22 protein-coding genes and 1 riboswitch are annotated in these 23,515 nt (G+C 75.1%); of the genes, 15 read left to right on the forward strand and 7 right to left on the reverse strand.

Annotated elements, in window-relative coordinates:
* Nucleotides 1–13 precede the first annotated feature (13 nt).
* Nucleotides 14–141: riboswitch (FMN riboswitch) on the reverse strand.
* Between the two features lie 243 nt (nucleotides 142–384).
* Nucleotides 385–633, forward strand: a complete 249-nt coding sequence (locus ACIGG8_RS10950) for an SCO4226 family nickel-binding protein (RefSeq protein ID WP_350525001.1) — start codon at nucleotides 385–387, stop codon at nucleotides 631–633.
* 40 nt (nucleotides 634–673) lie between these two features.
* On the opposite strand, the gene ACIGG8_RS10955 is transcribed toward ACIGG8_RS10950, so the two are convergent.
* The gene (locus ACIGG8_RS10955) at nucleotides 674–991 is read right to left on the reverse strand and encodes an antibiotic biosynthesis monooxygenase (RefSeq protein ID WP_350525002.1); all 318 of its coding nucleotides are present in this window, start codon (nucleotides 989–991) and stop codon (nucleotides 674–676) included.
* 144 nt (nucleotides 992–1,135) lie between these two features.
* Between ACIGG8_RS10955 and ACIGG8_RS10960 the strand changes: the two genes are divergently transcribed.
* Nucleotides 1,136–1,831: an MSMEG_1061 family FMN-dependent PPOX-type flavoprotein gene (locus tag ACIGG8_RS10960; RefSeq protein ID WP_396547089.1), complete on the forward strand. Its 696-nt coding sequence runs from the start codon at nucleotides 1,136–1,138 to the stop codon at nucleotides 1,829–1,831.
* A 127-nt stretch (nucleotides 1,832–1,958) separates the two neighbouring features.
* On the opposite strand, the gene ACIGG8_RS10965 is transcribed toward ACIGG8_RS10960, so the two are convergent.
* Nucleotides 1,959–2,147 carry a YegP family protein gene (locus ACIGG8_RS10965; RefSeq protein WP_396547091.1) on the reverse strand — a complete coding sequence of 63 codons (189 nt, stop codon included), beginning with the start codon at nucleotides 2,145–2,147 and terminating at the stop codon, nucleotides 1,959–1,961.
* A gap of 168 nt (nucleotides 2,148–2,315) precedes the next feature.
* Between ACIGG8_RS10965 and ACIGG8_RS10970 the strand changes: the two genes are divergently transcribed.
* The 7 genes from ACIGG8_RS10970 (at nucleotide 2,316) to ACIGG8_RS11000 (ending at nucleotide 11,404) form a co-directional block, all read left to right on the forward strand.
* Nucleotides 2,316–2,738, forward strand: a complete 423-nt coding sequence (locus ACIGG8_RS10970; protein ID WP_396547093.1) for an HIT family protein — start codon at nucleotides 2,316–2,318, stop codon at nucleotides 2,736–2,738.
* 202 nt (nucleotides 2,739–2,940) lie between these two features.
* A complete protein-coding gene (locus tag ACIGG8_RS10975) occupies nucleotides 2,941–4,008 on the forward strand; it encodes a serine hydrolase domain-containing protein (protein ID WP_396547094.1) in 1,068 nt (355 codons plus the stop codon).
* A 374-nt stretch (nucleotides 4,009–4,382) separates the two neighbouring features.
* Complete coding sequence (locus ACIGG8_RS10980; RefSeq protein ID WP_396547096.1) at nucleotides 4,383–5,189, forward strand: hypothetical protein; 807 nt, start codon at nucleotides 4,383–4,385, stop codon at nucleotides 5,187–5,189.
* Between the two features lie 85 nt (nucleotides 5,190–5,274).
* Complete coding sequence (locus ACIGG8_RS10985) at nucleotides 5,275–6,474, forward strand: alpha/beta hydrolase family protein (RefSeq protein ID WP_396547098.1); 1,200 nt, start codon at nucleotides 5,275–5,277, stop codon at nucleotides 6,472–6,474.
* 160 nt (nucleotides 6,475–6,634) lie between these two features.
* Nucleotides 6,635–7,123 carry an Imm21 family immunity protein gene (locus ACIGG8_RS10990; RefSeq protein WP_396547100.1) on the forward strand — a complete coding sequence of 163 codons (489 nt, stop codon included), beginning with the start codon at nucleotides 6,635–6,637 and terminating at the stop codon, nucleotides 7,121–7,123.
* Nucleotides 7,124–7,161: 38 nt separating this feature from the next.
* Nucleotides 7,162–10,887 (forward strand): SpoIIE family protein phosphatase, encoded by a 3,726-nt coding sequence (locus ACIGG8_RS10995; protein ID WP_396547102.1) that lies wholly within the window; start codon nucleotides 7,162–7,164, stop codon nucleotides 10,885–10,887.
* Between the two features lie 112 nt (nucleotides 10,888–10,999).
* Nucleotides 11,000–11,404 carry a nuclear transport factor 2 family protein gene (locus tag ACIGG8_RS11000; protein ID WP_396547104.1) on the forward strand — a complete coding sequence of 135 codons (405 nt, stop codon included), beginning with the start codon at nucleotides 11,000–11,002 and terminating at the stop codon, nucleotides 11,402–11,404.
* 58 nt (nucleotides 11,405–11,462) lie between these two features.
* On the opposite strand, the gene ACIGG8_RS11005 is transcribed toward ACIGG8_RS11000, so the two are convergent.
* The 3 genes from ACIGG8_RS11005 to ACIGG8_RS11015 all read right to left on the reverse strand — a co-directional run bounded on the left by ACIGG8_RS11005 (nucleotide 11,463) and on the right by ACIGG8_RS11015 (nucleotide 14,499).
* Entirely contained in the window at nucleotides 11,463–12,572 is a 1,110-nt protein-coding gene (locus ACIGG8_RS11005; protein WP_396547106.1) for an S-adenosylmethionine:tRNA ribosyltransferase-isomerase, read from the reverse strand.
* Entirely contained in the window at nucleotides 12,569–13,354 is a 786-nt protein-coding gene (locus ACIGG8_RS11010) for an SDR family NAD(P)-dependent oxidoreductase (RefSeq protein WP_396547108.1), read from the reverse strand. The genes ACIGG8_RS11005 and ACIGG8_RS11010 overlap by 4 nt, the downstream gene beginning before the upstream one ends.
* Before the next feature lie 89 nt (nucleotides 13,355–13,443).
* A complete protein-coding gene (locus ACIGG8_RS11015; protein ID WP_396547109.1) occupies nucleotides 13,444–14,499 on the reverse strand; it encodes a pseudouridine synthase in 1,056 nt (351 codons plus the stop codon).
* Nucleotides 14,500–14,872: 373 nt separating this feature from the next.
* Here ACIGG8_RS11015 and ACIGG8_RS11020 point away from each other — a divergent pair, with 373 nt between their 5' ends.
* From ACIGG8_RS11020 to ACIGG8_RS11030, 3 genes are all read left to right on the forward strand, one after another.
* Nucleotides 14,873–15,961, forward strand: a complete 1,089-nt coding sequence (locus ACIGG8_RS11020; RefSeq protein WP_396547111.1) for a PP2C family protein-serine/threonine phosphatase — start codon at nucleotides 14,873–14,875, stop codon at nucleotides 15,959–15,961.
* 153 nt (nucleotides 15,962–16,114) lie between these two features.
* Nucleotides 16,115–16,504 (forward strand): DUF3224 domain-containing protein, encoded by a 390-nt coding sequence (locus tag ACIGG8_RS11025; RefSeq protein ID WP_396547112.1) that lies wholly within the window; start codon nucleotides 16,115–16,117, stop codon nucleotides 16,502–16,504.
* Between the two features lie 127 nt (nucleotides 16,505–16,631).
* On the forward strand, nucleotides 16,632–17,597 hold the full coding sequence (locus ACIGG8_RS11030; RefSeq protein WP_396547114.1) for a DUF5995 family protein: 966 nt from the start codon (nucleotides 16,632–16,634) through the stop codon (nucleotides 17,595–17,597).
* Here the strand turns inward: ACIGG8_RS11030 and ACIGG8_RS11035 are convergent.
* Nucleotides 17,558–18,997, reverse strand: a complete 1,440-nt coding sequence (locus ACIGG8_RS11035; protein WP_396547116.1) for a GuaB1 family IMP dehydrogenase-related protein — start codon at nucleotides 18,995–18,997, stop codon at nucleotides 17,558–17,560. The two genes, ACIGG8_RS11030 and ACIGG8_RS11035, sit on opposite strands and share 40 nt — an antisense overlap.
* Nucleotides 18,998–19,256: 259 nt before the next feature.
* On the opposite strand from ACIGG8_RS11035, the gene ACIGG8_RS11040 reads away from it, so the two are divergent.
* From ACIGG8_RS11040 to ACIGG8_RS11050, 3 genes are all read left to right on the forward strand, one after another.
* The gene (locus ACIGG8_RS11040; RefSeq protein WP_396547118.1) at nucleotides 19,257–20,798 is read left to right on the forward strand and encodes an SDR family NAD(P)-dependent oxidoreductase; all 1,542 of its coding nucleotides are present in this window, start codon (nucleotides 19,257–19,259) and stop codon (nucleotides 20,796–20,798) included.
* A gap of 21 nt (nucleotides 20,799–20,819) precedes the next feature.
* Nucleotides 20,820–21,293: an NUDIX domain-containing protein gene (locus ACIGG8_RS11045; RefSeq protein ID WP_350525019.1), complete on the forward strand. Its 474-nt coding sequence runs from the start codon at nucleotides 20,820–20,822 to the stop codon at nucleotides 21,291–21,293.
* A 554-nt stretch (nucleotides 21,294–21,847) separates the two neighbouring features.
* Nucleotides 21,848–22,504 (forward strand): hypothetical protein, encoded by a 657-nt coding sequence (locus ACIGG8_RS11050; RefSeq protein ID WP_396547120.1) that lies wholly within the window; start codon nucleotides 21,848–21,850, stop codon nucleotides 22,502–22,504.
* Between the two features lie 119 nt (nucleotides 22,505–22,623).
* On the opposite strand, the gene ACIGG8_RS11055 is transcribed toward ACIGG8_RS11050, so the two are convergent.
* Complete coding sequence (locus ACIGG8_RS11055) at nucleotides 22,624–23,322, reverse strand: YoaK family protein (protein ID WP_396547121.1); 699 nt, start codon at nucleotides 23,320–23,322, stop codon at nucleotides 22,624–22,626.
* Nucleotides 23,323–23,515 lie beyond the last annotated feature (193 nt).

Genomic DNA, 23,515 nt, shown 5'->3' on the forward strand with positions numbered 1-23,515 from the left:
CTCTTCGTCCGCCCGCGCACGCCTCCCATCCGGACTTTAACCGTCGGTCCAGGAATTTCACCTGGTCAACCGGCCGCTGGCTGCGGACGGGTCGCGGACTGTAACCGCCGGTTCGGATTTTCACCGACCCCGGAGTGCGCTGAACGTCACTGCTGTTGCGGTCATTCTGCCACGGCCGACGCAAGGCCAGGGAGTGCCTTCCGCTGTGGTCTGTTTCACGGACTTGCGGGGAATGCGCGTCGGGGTGCTACGCGCTGTGGGCGGGCCTCGTGGAGCGGGCCGCGTCGGGGCCGGGGCCGGTCTGGTGGCGGAGGCGGGCGGCGGGGGTGAGGCTTGAGGTGGGAGCCCTGCCGGTGACGCACCGAGGCAACGGAGGCGAGGGACATGGCGAAGTTCATGGATGTCCACCACGGGATGGCCGGGATCACGGCCGAGCAGCTCAGGCAGGCCCATGCGGCCGACCTGGCGGCCCAGGGCGACGAGGGCGTCCAGTTCGAGCAGGCGTGGGCGGACCCGGAGTCGGGCACGGTGTACTGCCTCTCCGACGCGCCCTCCAAGGAGGCCGTGCAGCGGGTGCACAGCCGTACCGGTCACCCGGCGGACGAGATCCACCCGGTGCCGTTGTCGGTGTGAGCCCGGGTCTCCGCTTCGGGCGGTTCGGGCTTCGCGCGGTTCAGAGCGTGGCGGGCGTGCCGATCTGCAGGAAGTGGGTGACCTCCGGAGGGTGGGCGAGGTAGCGCAGCTCGCCCTCCGACCACACCGGCCGGATCCGCCACATCGGCCCGGCGTACCCGCGCAGGGCGTCCTCGTCCCGCCAGCGACTGACCACCAGCACGCGGTGCCCGTTCTCCTCCGACACCGAGCGCAGCAGTTCGCCGCCGAGGCAGCCGTCCGTCCGCCCCAGCTGCGGGATCACCTGGGCGGTCAGGTGAGCGCAGAACTCCTCGATGCGACCGGCGAGCACCTGCCCGGCCCAGATTCTGACGATCACGACCACCACCTCCGGCTGGCTGGAGTCCCTGGCCCCATTATGGGCGTAAAACCGCTGGTGGCGAGGGGTGGAGCCGAGCTTCGGCCGGGGGTTCCGGAACGATCTGCCACTGGCGCGCCACAGGGCCTGCACTACATTCCCGGTATGACCACCACACCGGAAGCTGTCGTTCCGTCAAGCACCAGTCCGGACCGGCCGGGCGGCCTGTTCGAGGCCCTCCGCGCGGGGGCCCTCAGCGACGCCGCCCAGCTGCGCGAGATCTACGAGCAGCCCGGCGACCACGCGCGCCGCAAGCAGGTCGACCACCTGCACGAGGTCGCGCAGCGCCTGATCGCCTGCTCCCCGCTGGTCTTCGTCGCCAGCGCCGACGCCGCCGGGCGGTGCGACGTCTCCCCGCGCGGCGGGCCGGCCGGAGTGGTCTCGGTGCTCGACGAGTACACCCTGGCCATCCCGGACGCCACCGGCAACAAGCGGTTGGACACCCTGCACAACATCCTGGAGACCGGCCGGGTCGGCCTGCTCTTCGTCGTCCCGGGCCGGGACACCACGCTGCGGGTGAACGGTCGGGCCTGCGTCTCCACCGACCCGGAGCTGCTGCGCCAGCTGACCGCCGTCGGCAAGCCGCCGCGCAGCGCGATCGTCGTCGCGGTGGAGGAGGTGTACGCGCACTGCCCGAAGTCGCTCCTGCGCGCCTCGGCGTGGAAGCCGGAGAACTGGCTGGCCGAGGACGCCCAGCCGACCTCGGCGGAGATCACGCTCTCGCACCTGCGGGACGAGTCGCTGACCATCGCGATGATCGAGCAGAACGAGCGGGAGGCGTTGCTGTACCGGTACGAGTGAGGTCCGGCCGCGTTGCGGCGGGTGGGGGTGCCGGGAGCGTTGGGGGTGCCGGGGGGGCGACGTGCCCGGTGGGCGGGTGTGCCCGCGCCCGCCGGGCTCCGTGCGCCGCGCTCCGCGCTCCGTGCGCTCAGGCGGCCTTGGGGACGTCCACCACGGCCGCGCCGTCGGCGGCCCGTTGGACGGCGTCGACGCCCTTGTGGGCGGCCTCCTTGCTGGCGTAGCCCTGGCCGGTGGCGACGATCTCGCCGTTGCCCGCCTTGAGCCGGAACCGGTACTTGCCACCGGAGTCCTCGTAGACCTCGAACTTGCCCGACATCCGGGTACCTCCTCGTGGGGCGCGCGGGACGCGCGCTGATCGGCCCCCTGCAGCACCGTGCGCCCGGCCGCGGGGCGGGCGCACCCGGTCGGCACCCGGTCGGGTGAAGGCGCGGCCGCGGGGGTTTGCCGGGGTGCCGGGGGGACCGCCGGTGGCTTGAATGGACGGATGGACTGCGTCTTCTGTGCGGTGGTGGCGGGCGCGGAGCCCGCGCACCGGGTGCTGGACGACGAGGCGGCGGTCGCCTTCCTGGACCGCCGGCCGCTGTTCCCCGGCCACGTCCTGGTCGTGCCGCGCGCCCACCACCGGACCCTGGCGGACCTGCCGGCGGACGAGGTGGGGCCGTTCTTCCTGCGCGTCCAGCGGGTGGCCGCGGCCGTCGAGCGCGGGCTGGGCGCGGCGGGCAGCTTCGTGGCGGCGAACAACCGGATCAGCCAGTCGGTGCCCCACCTGCACGTCCACGTGGTGCCGCGCAATCCGAAGGACGGGCTGCGCGGGTTCTTCTGGCCGCGGGGGAAGTACCCGGACGAGGCGGGGGCGGCGGAGGTCGCGGCCCGGTTGCGGGCGGCTCTGGCGGCACCGGCCGGATGAGCGCCGTGCGGAGGTGCGCCGTGAGGTGCCGCGGTGTGCGGTGAGGTGCCGTCAGGTGCCGAGGCGCGCCGCACGGGTCCCGCCGCGCGGGCTCCTAGCGTGCGGAACGCGGCCGGACGTACACCCGGAGGATCATCGGGGGCGGCCGAAATCGTTTCCGGGGCTGACGATCCGGCAGGTCGGCCCGCCTAGGCTCACTGCCATGAACGAACTCGCGCGCGTCGTGCAGCAGACGGTCGATCGGCTCGCGGACCGGCACGTCGGCGCGGTGGTCGCCGGGCTGGCCGGCGGTGACACGGAGATCCGCGGTGCCGGGCGGACGGGGCCCGGTGGAAGCACGCCGGGGCCGGACACCGTCTTCGAAATCGGCTCCGTCACCAAGGTGTTCACCTCGCTCGTGCTCGCGCGGCTGGCGCTCGACGACGCGGTGCGGCTCGACGAACCGCTCGCCGAGGTGCTCGCCGACGCGCGCGGCGGCAGCCGGGTCGTCGTCCCCGGCCGGGGCGGCCGCCCGATCACCCTGCGGCACCTGGCCACCCACACCGCGGGGCTCCCCCGGCTGCCCCGGGGCATGCTGTCGAAGGCCCTGCTCAGGCCCAACGAGCCGGATCCGTACGCCGGTTGCACGGCCGAGTACGTGCTGGACGGACTCGCCCGGACCCGCCTGCGGGCCGCACCCGGACACAGCTTCCGCTACTCCAACCTCGGCGCCGGGCTACTCGGCCTGGCCCTCGCGCACCGGGCCGGCACCGGGTACGAGGAGCTGGTGGCGCGCGAGGTCTGCGAACCGCTGGGACTGACGGACACCCACGTGCGGTCGGACGCCGAGCGCTCCGGGCGGCTCGCGCACGGGCACACGACGGGCGGACGGCCGGTGCCGTACTGGGATCTGGCGGCCGTGCCGGGCATGGGCGGGCTGCGGTCGACCGCCGCCGACCTCGCGGTGCTGCTGCGGGCCCAGCTGACCGCCGAGCGCGAGCCCGACGCGCCGCTGGCGCCCGCGATCACGCTCACCCGGGAGACCAGGCACCGGGTCAACCCGTTCGCCTGGATGCACCTGGGCTGGCTCGGCCACCGGCTGCACTCCCAGCAGGGCGGCCACCTGCAGATCTGGCACAACGGCGGTACGGGCGGCTTCCGTTCGTTCGTGGCCTTCGACCCGGAGAAGCAGGTGGGGGTGGTGGTGCTGGCCAACACCCGCCGGTCGGCCGACCCGGCGGGCACGGCGCTGCTGCGCAGGCTGCAGCAGGACTTCGCGACGACGGGGTGACGGGGGCGGGCGGGCGCGGGCCGCTCGGGAGCGTGGACGGCGGCCCGGGATCAGCGGGGCGGACGACGAACGGCCGCGTCGCTCCCGCCGGCCGGTCCGCCTGACCCCGGTGTCCGGCCCGCGGGGCCCGACCGCCGGATGGACGGCCCGTCCCGATCCGGCGCCGCCCACGGAGGTTCACCCGGCGCCGGACGGAGACCCCTGCCGATGTGCACCCCCGGTCGCGGTGGGCTCCGGGCGGGAGGCGATGATGACGGGGTCGTTTCAGGCCAAAACCTGCTGATTGGCACTGTTGCCGGGTACGGCGGACGGTCGATGCTGGTGATCCGGCAGATGCGGTTCCGACGGGAGGCCGCCGAGAGAAAGGGGCCGACGTGGCGGTGGTGTGGTCGCCCACGCGGGGGCGGGCGGTCCGCCCGGTCGTGCAGGCCGGAGCGGCCGAGCCGACCGGGCTCGGCGGGCCGGGCGACCGGCTCGGCCCGGTGGTGCGGGTGCACCGGCGTTTCCGGCCGGTCCCTCGGCGGGCGCGGGCATGGGTGGACGTCTGCGCGGCCGTCGGCGCGGTGGTGGCCTGCCTGGCGCTCGGGCAGTGGTGGCCCGCGCCCGTGGTGGGGGCCGTCGCGGTGGTGGCGGCGAGCGCCTTCGGATGGCTGCGGCCGGTGGCCGGGCCGCGGGCGGTGCGCGTCCACGAGGGCGGGCTGGTGCTCGTCGCGGCGGACGGCGGCGAGCGCACGCTGCCGTGGAACGCGGTGGAGGCCACCGAGTACACCCCCGGCGCGCGGCGCGGGGTCCGCGAGCAGGGGCGAATATGGCCGGCCGGCGCGGACGAGCCGGTGGTGCTGGAGCACCTGCGCGGGCTGGGCCGGTTGTTCCGGGAACTGGAGGTGCGCCTCTCCCCCGGGCTGCGGGCCGTGCTGCACGAGTCGCTGGGCACCGAGGGGAGCGTCCGGTTCGCGCGAGGGCGACTGACGGTGACGGCCGGCGGCCTGGTGCACCGGCCGCCGCACCCGCTCGCGGCGACGGAGGCCTACCGCTGGGCGGAGGTGGAGTCGGCCCGCGCGTCCGACCTCGGAGAGCTGGAGATCCGGACGCACTCGGCCGGCCTGCCGCTCACCTTCCCGGCACCCAACGCCCGAGCGGCGGCGGACTTCCTGGAGGAACTCCGGGCTGCGGCCCCCTAGGGGACGCGAAGGGCTCCTCCCGGAGGGGATCAGTACGCCGCTGAGTGGACGTCAATTCCCTTGCCGGCAGCCTACCGTCGCCGACATGAGCCGACTTCGCACCACTGCCGCCGCGGCAGCCCTGCTGCTCGCGCTGCCGCTGTCCGTGGCCGCCGCCGTGCCGGCCCTGGCCGCGCCCACCGCCCCGGCCCCAGCCGGGACCGCCACCGCTCCGACCACCACCCCGGCCGCCGTCCACATCGAGCTCCCGCGCCCGACCGGGCCGTACGCGGTCGGGCAGGAGGTCCTGCACCTGGTGGACCAGAACCGTCCGGACCCGTGGGTGCCCTCCGCCGGTCCGCGCCAGCTGATGGTCTCGCTGTACTACCCCGCACACGCCGGGACGGGCAGCCCGACGCCGTACATGACCGACGGTGCCGCCCGTGCCCTGCTGGACACCAAGGTGCCGGGCAACACCATCCCGACCGAGGCGCTCACCGGCGCCCGGACGTGGGCGGAGTCCGGCGCGCGTCCGCAGGGCGGTCACTACCCGCTCATCGTGCTGTCGCCCGGCTTCACCATGCCGCGGACCTCGCTGACCGGCCTCGCCGAGGACCTGACCAGCCGCGGGTACGTCGTCGCGCTGATCGACCACACCTACGAGAACACCGGCACGACCTTCCCGGACGGGCAGACACTGCCCTGCGTGATGTGCGGCCGCCCCAAGGACTGGTCGAAGGTCGACGAGAGCCGCGCGAAGGACGTGTCCTTCGTCCTCGACCGCCTGACCGACCGCCCGCACCCGGCCTGGCGCTACGCCCGCATGATCGACCGCGACCGGATCGGCATGGCCGGGCACTCGGCGGGCGGCGCGGCCACCGTCCCGGCCCTGCTCACCGACGACCGGATCCAGGCCGGGGCGGACCTGGACGGCAGCATGGACGTCCTGGTGCCCGCCTCCGGGATCGGCGGCAAGCCGTACCTGATGATGGGGCACCCGTTGCCCGGCGGCGCCGAGGACAGCAGCTGGGTCCAGAGCTGGCCCAACCTGGACGGCTGGAAGCGCTGGCTGACCGTCGACGGCTCCAACCACGGCAGCTTCACCGACTTCCCGCTGTTCATGGAGAAGCTGGGCCTCCCCCAGGACCCGGGCACCACGCTGTCCGGCCTGCGCGCCATCGAGCTGACCCGCCGGTACGTCGGCGCCTTCTTCGACCTGCAGCTGAAGGGTATCGAGCAGCCGCTTCTCGACGGGCCGACCGCCGCCGACCCGGAGGTGCGGTTCGACGGCTCCGGGCACTCCTGAGGGCTCCCGGGCACCCGCCCGTGAGCGGGGCCGCCGACACCCGGTCGGCGGCCCCGTCGGCGGCCCGGTCGGCGCGGCGGCCGGTTCGAACCCCGCGGCGGGACCGCCGGAGCGCCCCCGCGGGACCCCCGCACCCCCTCCGACGTGCGAGGATTCCCGCATGATCACCGCGGCGCAGGGCTGGCTGGACGGAACCGACTCGGGGCTCTTCGTGCTGCTCGCCGAGGAGGCCGTCGAGGGCTGGGAGGGTTGCCAGGAGGCCGTGGTGGAGACCGCCGGGGACTACGCCGCCGCCCACCCGGTGCCCGGGCGGGAGGCCGTGCTGGTGCTGGGCGGGGAGCCGCTGCCGATCGGCTGGCTGCCGGAGGAGCGGGTGTTCGTCCGGCCTCTCCTCTTCGACTGCTCGGACGACGTCCGGCCGCTGGTGCGCGAGGCGCTGCGGTCGGGGACGTGGGAGGACGGGCCGGTCCTGGAGCTGACCGCCGGGCGGTACCTGCTCACCGACGTGTTCCACGACGGCCCGGACGCCCTGGAGAACGGCGAGTACCTGACCGTCGACCTGCCGCCCGGGCGGTACCTGGTCCGGTCGCTGAAGGCCGAGCCCGAGCGCTGGGAGGAGTTCCACCTGGAGCGCCTGCTGCCACGGTGAGCGGCCGCCCGGGGCCGCGTGCGAAGATGGCAGGGCTGGTGGGAACGATCTCCGGACGGTTCTGGGACGGTTCTCTGGCCATGGTGAACGACAACGCGCAGCGCGGGGCGGAGCCGCGGCAGGACGCCCTGCTGATGGTTCCGATCGCCACGGCGCTGATCGCCGCCGACGGGCGGATCCTGCACTGGAGCAGCGACGCGGAGGCGCTGCTCGGTCACCCCGTGGAAGAGGCGGTCGGGACGAAGGCGGCCAAGCTGCTGACCACCGACGAGGAGCGGCCCGAGGTCCTCCGGCTGTTCCAGCGGATCCTCGCGGGCCGGGCCTGGACCGGCGTGTTCCCGGTGCGCCACCGCGACGGGCACATGGTGAACCTGGAGTTCCGCACCCACCCGATCCGCGGGCCCGGCGGTGAGCCGCTGGTGCTGGCGGTGGCCTCCGAGGTGACCACGCTGCGCCGGATCCAGGCGGACCTCGCCGTGCTGGACGGTTTCTTCACGCAGGCCCCGGTCGGCATGGCCGTGTACGACACCGAGCTGCGGTTCATCCGGCTGAACGAGGCCCTGGCCCGGGCCAACGGCCTGTCCCCCGAGGAGCACGTGGGGCACCGGCTCAGCGAGGTACTGCCCGGGATCAACGGCGCGGAGTCCGAGGCGGTGATGCGCCGGGTGCTGGAGAGCGGCGAGCCGGTGGTGGACGCCCGCTCGCACGGCCGGACCCCGGGCGACCCGCAGCACGACCACGCCTGGTCGGCCTCCTACTTCCGCCTGGAGGACCGCAGCGGGCGGGTGCTCGGCGTGAGTTCGACCGTCATCGACGTCACCGAGCGGTTCCGGGCCGACGCCCGGGCGGCCCGCGCCCAGGAACGGCTGGCCCTGCTGGTCGACGCGACCGCGTCCATCGGCACCACCCTCGACCTGCGGCAGACCGCGCGGGAGCTGGCCGACGCGATGGTGCCCAGGCTCTCCGACATCAGCGGGGTGTTCGCCCTGGAGGCGCTGGTGGCCGGCCGCAACGTCGAGCCGCCCGCCCTGGACGCTCCGCAGTTGGTGCGCCGGCTGGCGCTGGCCACCGCGGACCCGCTCTACCCGTCGGACGCGCTGCCGGTGGACACCGTCTACGAGGTGCCGGCCGACTCCCCGTACGCCCGCGCGCTGACCACCGGGCGGACGGTGGTCATCCCGTCCTGGGAACTGCCGATGCTGAGCGAGGGCATCAACGAGAGCCGTCGGCAGGCCTTCCTCGGCGACCGGCCGCGCACGGTGCGGATCACCCCGCTGGTGGCGCGCGGCACCACCCTCGGCATGGTCGTGTACTCGCGGCGCGGTGAGCGCGAGTCCTTCGCGGAGGCCGACATCACGCTCGGCGACGAGCTGGCCTCGCGGGCCGCCGTCGCGATCGACAACGCCCGGCTGTACCTGCGCCAGCACCAGACGGTGCTGGCCCGCCAGCAGGCGCTGCGCGAGGCCAAGGCCGCGCAGGAACGCCTCGCGCTGGTCAACGTGGCCTCCACCCGGATCGGCACCACGCTCGATCTCGCCCAGACCGCGCAGGAGTTGGCCGAGGTGGCGACGCCCAGGCTGGCCGACACGGTGGTGGTGGAGGTTTTGGACGACCTGGTGCGCGGCGAGCGCGAGGCCCGCGCCCCGGCGGACGGTTCAGCGCTGCTGCGGCGGATGGCCTTCCACTCGGTGCACGGCTCGACCCTGCAGCCGATCGCCCGCACCGGCAACGTGCACCGCTTCCCGTCCGGCTCGCCGTACGCCTGGAGCCTGGCGCACCGCGAACCGGTGCTGGTGCCGCGGATGGACGAGGAGGGCCTGGCCTGGTTCGCCGAGGACCCGGTGCGCACCGCGGCCATCCGGGAGCAGAACGTGCGCTCGCTGATGGTGGTCCCGCTGATCGCGCGCGGCACCCCGGTCGGTGTCGCGGGCTTCTACCGGACCCTCGTCGAGCGGCCGTACGGGGACGACGACCTCGCGCTGGCCGGGGAGTTGGCGGTACGGGCCGCCGTCTCCATCGACAACGCGCTGCTGTTCACCCGCGAGCGCGACGCGGCGGCCGCCCGGCAGCGGGCCCTGGACGAGGCGTGGGCCGCCCAGCAGCGGCTGTCGCTGCTGAACGAGGCCAGCAACCGGATCGGCACCACGCTCGATCTGCACCGCACCGCCCAGGAGTTGGTGGAGGTGGTGATCCCGCGCTTCGCCGACTTCGTCACCGTGGACCTGCGCGACGCCGTGCTCAGCGGCGAGGAGCCCGGGGCCGTCCCGCCGGAGGGGCGGGTGCTGATGCGCGCGGTGGCGGTCGGCGAGGTGACCGACGAGGGCAACATGACGGAGGCCGCCGACCAGGTGGGCGAGACCTCCCAGTCCGCCAAGCTGTACGCGCAGAGCCTGCGCACCCGCCGCTCGATCCTGGTGTCCGAGGTGACCGAGGACGAGCTGCGCCGGATCGTCGCCTCCCCCGACCGGGTGCAGCCGGGGCTGGACGCCGGGTTGCACTCGTACCTGATGGTGCCGCTGGTGGCGCGCGGGCACGTGCTGGGCGGCGCGGAGTTCGTCCGGACCCGCAACCCGGCGCCGTTCGGCCCGGCGGACCGCTCGCTGGCCGAGGAGCTGGCCGCGCGCACCGCGCTCGCGATCGACAACAGCCGGCTCTACCGCCGGGAGCGGGACACCGCGCTGATGCTGCAGCGCAGTCTGCTGCCGCAGGAGGTGCACCGCACCCTCGGCCTGGAGATCGCCTACCGCTACCTGCCCAGCAGCGTGGTCAGCGAGGTCGGCGGCGACTGGTTCGACGTGGTGCCGCTCTCCTCCGGACGGGTCGCCCTGATCGTCGGCGACGTCATGGGCCACGGCATCAGGGCCGCCGCGACCATGGGCCAACTGCGGACGGCGGCACGGACGTTGATCACGCTCGACCTGGACCCGGCGCGGGTGCTGCACCGGCTGGACGAGGCCACCACGGCCGTCGGCGAAGGGCAGTTCGCCACCTGCGTCTGCGTGGTCTACGACCCGGTGGACCGCCGCTGCACCGCGGCCAGCGCCGGGCACCTGCCGCCCGTGGTCGCCGACACCGAGGGCCGGGCGCAGCTGATCGAGCTGCCCACCGGCACCCCGTTGGGCGTCGGCGGAGTCCCTTTCGAGAGCGCCGAGTTCACCCTCCCCGAGGAGGGCATCCTGGTGCTCTACACCGACGGCCTGGTCGAGCGCCGGGGCCGCGACCTCGACGAGGGCCTGCAGTTGCTCCGCCGCACGGTCGCCGACCGGCAGCGTTCGCTGGAGCAGACCTGCGACGCCGTGCTGAACCGGCTCACCGGCCGCACCAGCGAGGACGACATCGCCGTCATCATGGCGCAGGTCCGCCCGCACGGCGCTGACCGGATCGCCACCCTGCCGCTCACCGGCGACCGCGCGATGGTCGCGCACTCGCGCCGCTTCACCCGCGAGACGCTGGAGGCCTGGGGGCTCGGCGCGCTCGCCGACTGGGCCGAACTGCTCACCAGCGAGCTGATCACCAACGCCCTGGTGCACGCCGGGTCCCCCACCCAGCTGCGGCTGTTCTGCAACCGGGTGCTCACCGTCGAGGTCGCCGACCAGGAGGCCGAGACGCCCCGGATCCGCCGCGCCCGCTCCGAGGACGAGGGCGGCCGGGGCATCCACCTGGTCAACGAGCTCGCGCACCGCTGGGGCAGCCGCCGGACCGCCGACGGCAAGGTGGTCTGGTTCGAGCTGGAGCTGCCTCCGGGGGCCTCGTTGGCTGCATGAACAACGGACGGTTGTCGGGCCGCCGCCACGGTTGTTGGCCCGTCGGCGGGCCCGGGCGGTTACCTGGTGCCACGGCGGGACAGCCCCGACCGGACCGACCAGAGGAGCCACCGTGCAGCACCCCGACGCCCGCACCGTCGTCACCGACTACGTCACCCTCATCGCGGCCGGCGACCGCGAGGCCGCGATCGCCCTGTTCGCCGAGGACGCCACCTGGACCTACCCGGGCCGGCTCGCCATCTCCCGTACCTGGCGCGGCAAGCAGGAGATCTTCGGCGACTTCCTCGGCCGGATCGGCGACTACTTCGCCGCCGACGGCCTGCCCGTCATCACCCTCACCCACGTCCTCGCCGACGGCCCGCAGGCGGTCGCCGAGTGGACCACCGTCGGCACGGCCGCGAACGGCGAGCCGTACGAGAACCACTGCCTGGGCGTCTTCACCGTCGAGGACGGCCGGATCACCGCCGTCCGCGAGTACCTGGACACCGACCACGTCGCCCGCACCCTGCTGGCGTGACGTGGCATGACGTGGCGTTACGTGGCATAGCGAGGCCCGGGCCGGGTCCGGGCCGGGCTCAGTCCGGCAGCAGGAGGTTGACGTCGCCGAACTCGTGCCACAGGTAGCGGTGCCGGACGGCCTCCCGGTAGCAGGCGGCGAGGAGGGGGCGGCCGGCGACGGCGGCGAGCATCAGGAGGTGGGAGGCGCGCGGTTCGTGCCAGCCGGTGAGCAGGCCGTCGACGGCGCGCACACCGCGCTCGGGGGTGATCACCAACTCCGTCCAGCCGTCGGCCTCCCGGAGCGAGCCGTCCGCTGCCGCGGCGGACTCCAGGGCGCGGACCACGGTGGTCCCGACGGCGATCACCCGGCCCCCGCCGGCCCGGACGTGGCCGGCCAGGCGGGCGGTGGCGGCGGGGACGTGGAAGCGTTCGGCGTACGGTGCCTCGTGCGCCTCGGGCGAGGCCACCCCGGTGTGCAGGGTGACCGGCGCGACCAGCACCCCCCGGGCGGCCAGCCGGGCCACCACCTCGGCGGTGAACGGGCGGGCCGCGCTGGGCATCTCGCTGCTGCCGGGGACGGTCGCGAAGACCGTCTGGTAGGCGTCGATCGGCCACTCGCGGTCCACGTAGCCGTAGCGGATCGCCCGACCGTGCGCCGCCAGATACGGCAACAGCGGGGCAGGAAGGGCGAGTTCGGCGTACCAGAGGCGGGCGGTGAGGGCCCGGGTCAGCGCCGCCGCACCACCCGCGGGCAGGGCGACCCGCAGGCCCGCGCGGGCCGGGGACTCCTCCGGCGGGTAGTACGCCGCCGCCTGCCCGGGCACGACGCGGCGCAGCTCGACCAGGTGGGCGCCGTGCCGGTCCGGCTGGGCGGAGGAGAGGTGCACCGCGACGGGTGTGCCGTCGGGCAGCCGCCCGGGCAGCGCGGCCGGCAGGGTCGCCGAGTTGTTGACCACCAGGAGGTCCCCCGGGCGCAGCACCTCGGGCAGGTCGGTGAAGAGGTGGTGCTCGACGGCGCCGGTGGTACGCCGGCCGACCAGCATCCGCACGCCGTCCCGGGCCGTGCCGCGTGCCTCCGCCGGCGCCCGGGCGGACAACTCGGGCGGGACGGTGAGGCCGGAGTCGAACCCGTCGAGCCCGTCGAACCCGGAGCCGGACCCGGAGCCGAAGTCGGTGGTCGCGGTCATCGCCCACCCCGGTCGGCTGCCGGGACGGCCGGGTCCGCCACCGGGACGGCCAGGTCCTCGGCCCGGTAGCGACCGGACGGGGCGCGGTCGCGGAGCAGGCCGAGCAGGAGCGGCACCACCTGCTCGGGCAGCGGCTCACCGGAGATGTCGTCGCCCGGGCTCGCCTCCTGGAGCATCCGGGTGCGCATGCTGCCCGGGTCGACCGCCCAGACCCGCAGCTCCGGCTCCTCCCGGGCGAGGACGGCGGTGGCGAGGTCGAGCGCGGCCTTGCTGGCGCCGTAGCCGCCCCAGCCGGCGTAGGCCTCCACCGCGGCGTCGGAGCTGATGTTGAGGACGGCGCCGGCGTGCCCGCGCAGCTGGGGCAGGACGAGCTGGGTGAGGGCGATCGGGGCGAGCGCGTTCACCTCGAAGGTCTCCAGCAGGTCCGGCAGCGGGTGGTCGGCCAGCCGAGGCAGCGGCTCGGATCCGGGGGCGGCGGCGCCGTTGAGCGTGCCGGCGTTGTTGACCAGCAGGCTCGCGCCGCCGAGGCGCTCGGCGGCCTCGGCGAGGCGGGCGCGGTGGTCGTCGTCGACGACGCTGCCGGGCAGCGCGACGACCTTGGTGACGGCGGCCAGGTCCGCCTCGGCGGCGGCGAGTCCGGCCGCGCCCCTGGCGGTGATCACCAGCTGCCAGCCGTCGGCGGCGAGGGCGCGCGCGAGGGCCAGGCCGAGGCCCCGGGAGGCGCCGGTGACCAGGGCGACGGGGGCGGTGTGCGGTGCGGCGGTGCGCTGTGCGGCATTCATGCGGCAACCATCCCGCCGCCGGGCGGGCGGCGGATCGGCCACCGGGACCGGGACCGGGTCGGACGTTGGGACTAGTCCGCCGGACGGTCCTAGGACTCCCCGACGGGCTCCCGGACGGCCTTCCGGACGGGCTCCCGGGACGGCTCTCCGACGGACCGCCCGGCGGGCTCCCCGACCGGCTCGCCGGCGGGCCCGACGCCGGCGCCTTCGGCCCACGCCTGCGGGTCGGTCCAGGCGGCCAGGGTGCGGCGGCTCTCGAAGCGGCGTTCGCGGCCGGTCAGCGGGTCGGTGAACTCGACCGCCGAGGCGAGCAGTTGCAGCGGGCGGCGGAAGTCGTCCGGGGCCGTCTCCGGCAGCACCACCGGGTACACCGGGTCACCGAGGATCGGCAGTCCGAGGCCGCTCATGTGCAGCCGCAGCTGGTGCGTGCGTCCGCTGAGCGGGCGCAGCCGGTAGCGGGCCAGGCCGTCGCGGCGCTCCAGCAGGTCGATCCGGCTCTCGCTGTTCGGCGGCGCGTCGATCTCCCGTGCGGCGATCACCCCGCGCTCCTTGACGATGTGGCTGCGCACGGTGCGCGGCAGGCTCAGCTCCGGGTCGTACGGGGCGATCGCCCGGTACTCCTTGCGCACCAGGCGGTCGCGGAACAACGTCTGGTACGCGCCGCGGTCCTCGGGGCGGACCACGAACATGGCCAGGCCGGCGGTGAGCCGGTCCAGGCGGTGCGCGGGGCTGAGCTCGGGCAGCTCCAGGGCGTGCCGCAGCCGGGAGAGCGCGGTCTCGGTGACGTGGCTGCCGCGCGGGGTGGTGGCCAGGAAGTGCGGCTTGTCCACGACCACCAGGTGCTCGTCGCGGTGCAGCACGACCAGGTCGAAGGGGACGCGCACCTCCGGCGGGAGGTCCCGGTGGAACCACAGGTGCGCACCGGGGCGGAACGGTTCGTCCGGGGTGAGCGGGCCGTGCTCGCCGACGATCTCGCCGTCGCGCAGCGCGGCGTCGATCCGCGCGGCCGGGACGGCGGGCAGCCGCTCGACCAGGTGGTCGCGCAGGGTCGGCCAGGGGCCTTCCGGCGGCAGCCGGAGGTGCACCGGGTCCACGCCGTGGCGCTGCGGGAGGGGGGAGGCCGGGCGGCGGCTCTTGCGTCTCATCTCCCGGCCCAGCGTAGTGCGCGGCCCCGCCGGAGCCGCGGGCGAGGTGCGGCCGCGTCCGGCGGGCGGGGCGCCGCCGTTCGTGCGCACGGGGCTGCCGCCGTCCGTGGGGGCGCTGCCGCCGTCCGGCGGGCGGGGCTGCCTCCGTTCGCGGGCGCGGGGTTGCCTCCGTTCGCAGGCAGGGGCGCCGCCGCTGTCCGCGGCCGGGGCCGGACCGGACCCGGTCGAGGTGCTGACCCGGGTCGGGGCGGGGAGAGTGGACCGGTGGCCCCCGCACCCCCGGGGCCGCCGACCATCCGCCCACCCCCGCCGGCCCCGCGCCGGCCGTCTGCCGGACCCCGGTCGGACCTTCCGACGGACCACAGGAGGACGCGTGACCGCCGACGGCCCGGACGGGGTGCCGCCGCTGCACCTGCCCCGACGGACCCGGATGCTGCTGTACGGCTCGCTCCTGCTGCTGGTCGCCGCCGTGGTGGCCGCCCTGGCCATCGGCCCCGGGACCACCCTGGCGCCGCTGCTCGCGGTGGCCCCCGTCCTCGCCGGGGCCACCACCCGGCGGGCCCGGGTGCCGCTGCTGGTCGGCGCGGCGGCGCTGCTCGCGGTCGGGCTGCTGGAGTCGGCCAACGCGCAGCTGCCGCTCTCCGTCCGGATCAGCGTGCCGGTCACGGTGCTGGCCTCGACACTGGCCAGCGCCGCCAGCGTCGTCCTGGTGGCGGCCCGCGAACGGGAGCTGTTCCAGGTCCGGACGGTGTCCGAGGCGGCGCAGCGGGCCCTGCTCCGGCCGCCGGCCGAGCGGATCGGGCCGCTGCGGGTGGCGGTGCGCTACGTCGCGGCCGCGGCCGAGGCGCGGATCGGCGGGGACCTGTACGCCGTGGTGGAGACCCGCTTCGGGGTGCGGATCCTGCTCGGGGACGTCCAGGGGCACGGGCTCCCCGCGGTGGAGACGGCCGCGGACGTCCTGGGGGTGTTCCGGGAGGCCGCGCGGACCGAGCCCGACCCCGGGCGGCTCGCGGAGCGGCTGGACGCTGCGCTCACGGCCCGCCCGGACGGGGACCGGTTCGCCACCGCGGTGCTGCTCGACGTGGCGCCGGACCGGGGGCCGGTGCGGGTGGTGAACTGCGGCCACCCGTCCCCGCTGCTGCGCCGGGCGGGCCGGGTGAGCGAGCTGGAGCCCCCGTTCCCGGCGCCGCCGCTGGGGCTGCTCTCGCTGACCGGCGAGGAGTACCCGACGCGGCACTTCGACCCGGAGCCGGGCGACCTGCTGCTCCTGCACACCGACGGCGTGTCGGAGGCCCGGGACGCCGGCGGGCGGTTCTACCCGCTGGCCCAGCGGCTGCCCGGGCTGCACGGCGGGAGCCCGGCGGACGTGCTGGACGCCGTGCTGACGGACGTCGGCGGCTGGGTCGGGGACTCCGGGCTGGCCGACGACGCGGCGGTGCTGGCGGTGCGCTGGGAACCGTGACCGGGCGGCGTGCCGGGCGGCGCCGGCCCTTCGGGCGCTCGGACGCTTCGGCCGCTCGGGCGCGATTGTCAGTGCCGTGTGCCAGGCTCGGTACGCGATCGGCGGGGAGCCCGCCGGCGGGACGTGTTCCGCAATCGACGAGGGGACTGTGCCATGGGGTTCAAGGCCGAGGGGTCGTTCGAACTGACGGCGTTCGAACCGGTGGAGACGGAGGAGCGCGAGGGCGCGTCCTTCGGGCGGATCCGGATCGCCAAGACATTCACGGGCGCGCTGAGCGGGACGAGCGAGGTGCGGATGCTCTCCGTCGGAGGCCCCTCCGGCGGCCCGGCGTCGTACGTCGCGGTGGAGCACGTGACGGGTGAACTGGACGGCCGCAAGGGCTCGTTCGTGCTCCAGCACACGGCCTGGGACACCACCGCCACGACGATACGCGTGGTGCCGGGCACGGGCGCGGGCGAGCTGTCCGGGATCGCCGGGGAGTTCCACCTGACCGTCGACGAGTCCGGCGCCCACACCTTCGTCCTGGAGTACGAGCTGGGCTGAGGCGCGCCGCCCGGCCGGGCCCCGGCGCGCCGTGCCCGTGCGGCGCCGGGCCGCGCTGTCACGATGATGCGATCAGTGCACGATCGACATCGGAGGGTGGCACATGCCCGACACGGCGGTGGATCGTATGACGGCAGCCGACGCGGCCACCGGCACAGGGACAGCCACGGCCACGGCCACCGGCACGGCCACGGAGGAGTCCGCCCGCGCGGAGGCCGACACGGTGGAGGAGGTGCTCGGCCGACTGCGGGCGATCGGGGCAGGGCTGCCCGAGGCCGACGGCGTGGCGGTCTTCAACCGGCTCTACCTCGATGTCACGGCGGCGGTCCGCGACCGGCTCGCCGGCGGGTACTTCGCCGACCCCGCGGCGATGGCCGAGCTGGACGTGCTGTTCGCCCGGCGGTACCTGCGGGCCGTGGCCGCCGACGCGGCCGGGCAGGAGCCGCCCGCCTGCTGGCGGGCCCTGTTCGCGCTGCGCGCCCACCCGGGCGTGCACCCGCTGCAGTTCGCCCTGGCCGGGATGAACGCCCACATCCAGCACGACCTGCCGCTGGCCGTCGTGGACACCTGCCGCCGCCGGGGCTGCGGACCGGCCGCGGTCGAGGAGGACTACCACCGGATCAACGGGGTGCTGGCCGAGGTGGAGACGGCCGTCCGGGAGCGGCTGATGCCCGGGCCCGACCTGCTGGAGCACGCCGAGCCGCTCACCCACCTGCTCGGCACCTGGTCGGTCGAGACCGCCCGCGAGGGGGCCTGGTCCGCCGTCGAGGCGCTCTGGGAGCTGCGGCACCTGCCCGGCGCGGCCCGGGCCTTCGCCACCGCGCTGGACGGCTCGGTCGGACTGCTCGGCCGTGCCCTGCTGCTCCCGCTGGGGCTGCGCGGCGGACGGGACGCCCCCGGACCGGCGCCGGCCGGCCGGCTCCCCGAGGCGAGGAACCGGCCGGCCGGTGGATCATCCGCCGGAGCGGACGGTGGCGGAGCGGACGGTGGTGGACCGGGCAACGACGCAGCAGGCACCGAGGCGGCGGGCGTCTGCGCCGCGGCCGCGGTCGATCAGGCCCAGCTGGAGTGCAGCGGCTTGCCCTCGGCGTAGCCTGCCGCGCTCTGGACGCCCACGATCGCCTTCTCGTGGAACTCCTCCAGGCTGTTGGCGCCCGCGTAGGTGCAGGAGCTGCGCACGCCGGCGATGATCGAGTCGATCAGGTCCTCGACGCCCGGGCGGGCCGGGTCGATGAACATCCGGGAGTGCGAGATGCCCTCCTCGAACAGCCCCTTGCGGGCCCGGTCGTACGAGGAGTCCTGGGCGGTGCGGTTGCTGACCGCGCGAGCCGAGGCCATGCCGAAGCTCTCCTTGTACTGGCGGCCGTCGGCGGCGGTCTGCAGGTCGCCCGGGGACTCGTACGTCCCGGCGAACCAGGAGCCGATCATCACGTTGGAGGCGCCGGCGGCCAGCGCCATCGCGACGTCGCGCGGGTGCCGCACGCCGCCGTCCGCCCACACGTGCTTGCCGAGCCGGCGCGCCTCGGCGGCGCACTCCAGGACGGCGGAGAACTGCGGCCGGCCGACGCCGGTCATCATCCGGGTGGTGCACATGGCGCCCGGGCCGACGCCGACCTTGAGGATGTCGGCGCCCGCCTCGACGAGGTCGCGGACACCGGCGGCGGAGACCACGTTGCCGGCCACGATCGGGATCTGCGGGTCCAGACCGCGCACCGCGCGCAGTGCGCTGATCATGGACTCCTGGTGGCCGTGCGCGGTGTCGACCACCAGCACGTCGGCACCGGCCTCGATCAGGGCCTTGGCCTTGCCCGCGACGTCGCCGTTGATGCCGACGGTGGCGGCGATCCGCAGCTTGCCGGCCGCGTCCACGGCCGGGGTGTACAGGGTGGCGCGCAGCGCGCCCTTGCGGGTGAGGATGCCGACCAGGCGGCCCTCGCCGTCGACCACCGGGGCGAGCTTGCGGTGCCCCTCGGTGAGCTTCTCGAAGGCGGCGCGCGGCTCGATGGACTCGTCGAGCAGCAGCAGGTCGCGGGACATGATGTCGGCGAGGCTGGTGAAGCGGTCCACGCCCTGGCAGTCGGAGTCGGTGACCACGCCGACCGGCTTGCCGTCCTCGACGACCACGAGGGCGCCGTGCGCGCGCTTGGGCAGCAGCGAGAGCGCCTCGGCGACGGTGGCGCCCGGGGCGAGGGTGATCGGGGTGTCGAACACCAGGTGGCGCTGCTTGACCCAGGCGATGACCTCGGCGATGACCTCGGTGGGGATGTCCTGCGGGATGGCGACCAGTCCGCCGCGGCGGGCGACGGTCTCGGCCATCCGGCGGCCGGCGATGGCGGTCATGTTGGCCACGACCAGCGGGATGGTGGTGCCGGTGCCGTCGTTCGAGGAGAGGTCCACGCCCTGCCGGGAGCCCACGGCGGAACGGCTGGGGACCATGAAGACGTCGTCGTACGTGAGGTCGTACGAGGGCTTGAGGTCGTTCAGGAAGCGCATGAAGGGGGCTCTCTGGCTGGGAGAAATTACACCTCGGGTGCGGTTGCGGCGATGCCGTCGGGGCGCACTCGGGCGCCCTGCACCCAGCATTCGATTCTCCGTGAGGGCGGGGGCAAAAGCCAGTTCGAGGAACATTGCTGGGGCTGTGCACAAACCGTGATCAAAGCTCCGCGCGTAGACCTGGAGGATCATCCAAAGACTGCCTCCGACGTCGGCTTTTCGCCCCGGTCGGGACGACTCCCGTAGCATTCACGCGGTAATGGGCGAGGCGAACGGGAAAGCGGCAGCAGGCGTGGGCATCGGGCAGACGGACATCCAGCACGGCCAGGACGAGGGCACCGAGGAGGAGATCGACTACGGTCCGGGCCTCGACCCCGAGCGGCTGAAGCTCTGCCTCGACGTGATCGCCGAGCTCGACGAGCTGCACGTCGACCACCCGGACGCGATCACCGTCCGGCAGGCCGTGGGCGGCATATTCCGCACCCTCAAGCAGCGCCGCCGCCAGGAGACCCGGGCCCGCAAGACCGCCAACGACCGCGCGGTCACCGCCCGCACCGCCACCGGTGCGCCGACCCGGATCGACGACGAGACGGCCGGCGCCTTCGGCCTGACCACCGTCACCACCACCGAGATCGCCGGGATCCTGGAGCGCCCGCGCTCCTGCTACACCTGCAAGCAGCGGTACGTCGAGGTCGACGCGTTCTACCACAACCTCTGCCAGAAGTGCGCGGTGCTCAACCGATCCCGCCGTGACGCCCGGGCCGACCTCACCGGCAAGCGCGCGCTGCTCACCGGCGGCCGCGCCAAGATCGGCATGTACATCGCGCTGATGCTGCTGCGCGACGGCGCCCACACCACCATCACCACCCGCTTCCCCAATGACGCCATCCGCCGCTTCAAGGCGATGCCGGACAGCGCCGAGTGGATCCACCGGCTCAAGATCATCGGCATCGACCTGCGCGACCCTGCCCAGGTCATGGCCCTCGCCGACGAGGTCGCCGCCGACGGCCCGCTGGACATCCTGATCAACAACGCCGCGCAGACCGTGCGCCGCCCGCCGGAGTCCTACCGCGAGCTGGTCAACGCCGAGTCCGCCCCGCTGCCGGCCGGCGAGCTGCCGCAGGCCACCACCATCGGCCGCTTCGGCAGCGGCGGCGTCGCCCTGCCCGAGCTCCCCCACCAGGCGACCGGCGGCGAGCAGCGGCTGGCCGCCGAGGACGTCACCTCGCTCGCGCTGGTCACCGGCTCCGCCACCCCCGCCCGGATCGAGGCCGGCACCGCGATCGACGCCGGCGGCCTGGTGCCCGACCTCGCCGACACCAACAGCTGGGTGCAGACCGTCAGCGAGGTCGGCCCGGTCGAACTCCTGGAGGTGCAGCTCTGCAACTCCACCGCGCCGTTCATCCTGATCAGCCGGCTGCGCCCGGCGATGGCCGCGTCCGCGTCCCGCCGCAAGTACGTGGTCAACGTCTCCGCGATGGAGGGCGTCTTCACCCGCGGCTACAAGGGCGCCGGCCACCCGCACACCAACATGGCCAAGGCCGCGCTCAACATGCTCACCCGCACCAGCGCGCAGGAGATGTTCCAGAACGACGGCATCCTGATGACCGCCGTCGACACCGGCTGGATCACCGACGAGCGGCCGCACCCGGACAAGATGCGCCTCGCCGAGGAGGGCTTCCACGCCCCGCTCGACCTGGTCGACGGCGCGGCCCGGGTGTACGACCCGATCGTGCGCGGCGAGCAGGGCGAGGACCTCTACGGCTGCTTCCTCAAGGACTACGAGCGCGCCAACTGGTAACCATCCGAAGGAGAGCCCGAGTTGACCACCGCACCGCAGGCCGGGACGACCGCACCGATGCTCGGCGCCGGGATCATCGTGCCCACCGGGGACGGCCGGGTGCTGGTCGGCCGACGCACCACCGCCGGTGAGCCGCCCACCTGGAGCCTGCCGGGCGGCAAGGTCGACCCGGGCGAGTCCTTCGAACAGACCGCGGCCCGCGAACTCGCCGAGGAGACCGGCATCGTGCTGCCGGCCGGGGGGATGCGGGTGCTCGCCGTGCACCTCGACCACGAGCTCGGCCGGCCGCGGCTGACCGCCGCCGTCCTCGCCCCGCCCAGCCTGGCCGAGGCGGTGGTCACCGAGCCGCACGCCTGCGCCGGCTGGGAGCGCTTCGCGGTGGACGAGCTGCCGGAGCCGATGTTCTACCCGTCCGCGCTGGTCCTCGGCAGCTGGCTGCCCGGCCTGGACGGCGTGCGGCGGGACGGGACGCACGGCTACCCCGTCGTCCGCTGAGCGCGGGCGGCGGGGCGACCGGCGCGGTGGTCGGCTCCGTCACGGCACTCACCGGCCGTGACGGCGCTCAGCCGTTGCGGTGCCGGCCGTGACGGCGCTCAGCCGTTGCGGTGCCGGCCGTGACGGCGCTCAGCCGTTGCGGTGCCGCCGCCGGCCCGGCGATCAGCGAGAATGCGGCCCTGACCCGGGGAAACACCCGTTCCGGACGCGAAGTCGCACACGGAAAGCAGGGGGTGGCCGCGCGACCACCCCCTGCCCCGTACCTCGACCCGGCACCCCCACGGTCGAACCGGGCCACGGCCGCGCCCAGGCACGGGGGGCGCCGCCGGTACCCAGCCTGCCCGGCCGGGGCCACCGCTGCCGAGGGCCGAACGTCCCGGCTGCGGGGCCGAGCGGCACTGGCGGGACGGACGGCGGAACGAACGACGGAAGTGGCGGCCGGCTCGCGGCGACAGCGGTCCTCCGGGCGCGCACGACTCTTGTGCCCGGGGCCCGACGGGTGGAAATTGGTGGCGAACCGCCGTACTCCCCCGCGCCCCTGAGGAGCCGTCAACGTGTCCGACACACCCCGCACGGCCAGGCCCGCGTCGCTCCCGCAGCGAACCGGCCGTCAGCTGCGGCGGGCCCTCGGTGCCCGGCACGAACCCCTCGCCCGCCCGCTCGACCGCTCCCGCGCCCGGGCCTGGCTGCTCGCCGCACTCGGCGCGGCGCTCGTCCTCGCGGTCTCGACCGTCGGCGCACTGCTGCTGTACCGCGTCGCCGCGCCCCAGGCCGACACCGAACGCGCGCGACTGCACCAGGTCGACGCCGTGATCCGCACCGTCCCCGGCCAAACCGCCGCCGGCGGCGGGCGGTTCGCCGGGGGCCACAGCAGCCGGACCGACGTCGAGGCCACCTGGACCGCCCCCGACGGCACCCCGCACGCCGGCACCGTCCAGGCCCTGCGCCCGGCCGCCACCGGCAGCAGTGTGTCGATCTGGATCGACGCGGCCGGCAACGCCTCCCCTCCCCCGGTCGACCGCGCCGCCCTCGCCGTCTCCGCGGCCTGCGCCGGCACCGGCACCCTCCTCACCCTGCTCGCCCTCGTCGTCCTCGCCCTCCGTCTGCGCCTGCACGCCCTCGACCGCCGCGCCGAAACGGCCTGGACGGACGGCTGGGCCCGGCTCGAACCGCTCTGGAGCGGCCGCGCGGGGCACCGCCACGAGGACTGAGCCGCCCGGCACGGCGGGGCGGCAACGCCTGGCCGACGAACCCGGCTCGGGGCCCGGGGCCGCCCGGCGGGCGCAGCCGGCGGCCACGGACGGGCGGGCGGCGTCCGCCGCGCGCCCGCTCACAAGGGCTTGGTCCACTCCGGGGCGGGGGTGGACCCGGCGCTCCGGTGGGTGGCCACGGCGACGGCGAGGAGGAGGACGAGGGCCAGGCCGAGGGCGCCGGGGACGTCGGCGTGCAGGACGAGGACCGCGCCGAGGAGGGCACCGGCGAACATCCAGACCGCGGAGGCGAAGCGGCGGGGGCCGGTGAGGTCGGCGGCGAGGGCGGTGATCGTCATGGTGAGCACGGTGGTGGTGAGGTCGGGGATCCTCAGTGCGCGGACCACCGCGTTCTGGCCGCCCATGGCGAAGCCGAGCAGCCCGATCAGGGTGTAGCGGGCCGGGGCGGAGGTGTGGCCGATGACCGCCGCCAGCACGGTGCCCGTCGCGACGAGCGTCGCCTGGGCGCCGACGGCGGTGGTCAGCAGCCGGCCGCGGTGGCCGGGCAGGCGGCGGGCGAGGTGACCGCCGGCCAGGGCGCCGAGGAGGAACGCGGCCAGGGCGGCCAGCGAGGCGATGGCGGAGAGGTTCGGCGCCCCGGCGATCGCGAAGCCGAGGAACACCACGTTGCCGGTCATGTTGGCGACGAAGACGTGGCCGAGTGCGAGGTAGCTGACCGCGTCCACCACTCCGGTGACCACGGTCAGCACCAGCAGCATCAGCACCAACGGTCCGTGCTTCGGATCGGGGCTCGGCATCGGGCCTCCCAGGCGGCTCATGTGACGGTCCTTCCGTTTTACCCCCCCGGGCGGGCGCCGGGCCGCCCGGCTCGGACCACGGCCGCCCGCGCCTTGCCCCGTCTCTCCCCGCCTCTCCCGCGCCCCTCGGCTCTCCGACACCTCCCGACTCTCCTTCGACACCTTTGTAGAAGTTTGACCGAGCCCGACCCGCGGCGGGTCCGCCTTGAACTTC

It is taken from the genome of Kitasatospora sp. NPDC085464, assembly GCF_044541955.1.
GTDB lineage: Bacteria > Actinomycetota > Actinomycetes > Streptomycetales > Streptomycetaceae > Kitasatospora.

What these genes read in the sequence shown, in the direction of transcription:
- ACIGG8_RS10960 (WP_396547089.1), top strand. Translation starts at nt 1,136, where the DNA reads ATGACCACCACACCGGAAGCTGTCGTTCCGTCAAGCACCAGTCCGGAC.
- ACIGG8_RS10985 (WP_396547098.1), top strand. Translation starts at nt 5,275, where the DNA reads ATGAGCCGACTTCGCACCACTGCCGCCGCGGCAGCCCTGCTGCTCGCG.
- ACIGG8_RS11005 (WP_396547106.1), bottom strand. Translation starts at nt 12,572, where the DNA reads ATGACCGCGACCACCGACTTCGGCTCCGGGTCCGGCTCCGGGTTCGAC.
- ACIGG8_RS10990 (WP_396547100.1), top strand. Translation starts at nt 6,635, where the DNA reads ATGATCACCGCGGCGCAGGGCTGGCTGGACGGAACCGACTCGGGGCTC.
- ACIGG8_RS10970 (WP_396547093.1), top strand. Translation starts at nt 2,316, where the DNA reads ATGGACTGCGTCTTCTGTGCGGTGGTGGCGGGCGCGGAGCCCGCGCAC.
- ACIGG8_RS10965 (WP_396547091.1), bottom strand. Translation starts at nt 2,147, where the DNA reads ATGTCGGGCAAGTTCGAGGTCTACGAGGACTCCGGTGGCAAGTACCGG.
- ACIGG8_RS11030 (WP_396547114.1), top strand. Translation starts at nt 16,632, where the DNA reads ATGACGGCAGCCGACGCGGCCACCGGCACAGGGACAGCCACGGCCACG.
- ACIGG8_RS11055 (WP_396547121.1), bottom strand. Translation starts at nt 23,322, where the DNA reads ATGAGCCGCCTGGGAGGCCCGATGCCGAGCCCCGATCCGAAGCACGGA.
- ACIGG8_RS11010 (WP_396547108.1), bottom strand. Translation starts at nt 13,354, where the DNA reads ATGAATGCCGCACAGCGCACCGCCGCACCGCACACCGCCCCCGTCGCC.
- ACIGG8_RS11040 (WP_396547118.1), top strand. Translation starts at nt 19,257, where the DNA reads ATGGGCGAGGCGAACGGGAAAGCGGCAGCAGGCGTGGGCATCGGGCAG.
- ACIGG8_RS10950 (WP_350525001.1), top strand. Translation starts at nt 385, where the DNA reads ATGGCGAAGTTCATGGATGTCCACCACGGGATGGCCGGGATCACGGCC.
- ACIGG8_RS11035 (WP_396547116.1), bottom strand. Translation starts at nt 18,997, where the DNA reads ATGCGCTTCCTGAACGACCTCAAGCCCTCGTACGACCTCACGTACGAC.
- ACIGG8_RS11025 (WP_396547112.1), top strand. Translation starts at nt 16,115, where the DNA reads ATGGGGTTCAAGGCCGAGGGGTCGTTCGAACTGACGGCGTTCGAACCG.
- ACIGG8_RS10975 (WP_396547094.1), top strand. Translation starts at nt 2,941, where the DNA reads ATGAACGAACTCGCGCGCGTCGTGCAGCAGACGGTCGATCGGCTCGCG.
- ACIGG8_RS11015 (WP_396547109.1), bottom strand. Translation starts at nt 14,499, where the DNA reads ATGAGACGCAAGAGCCGCCGCCCGGCCTCCCCCCTCCCGCAGCGCCAC.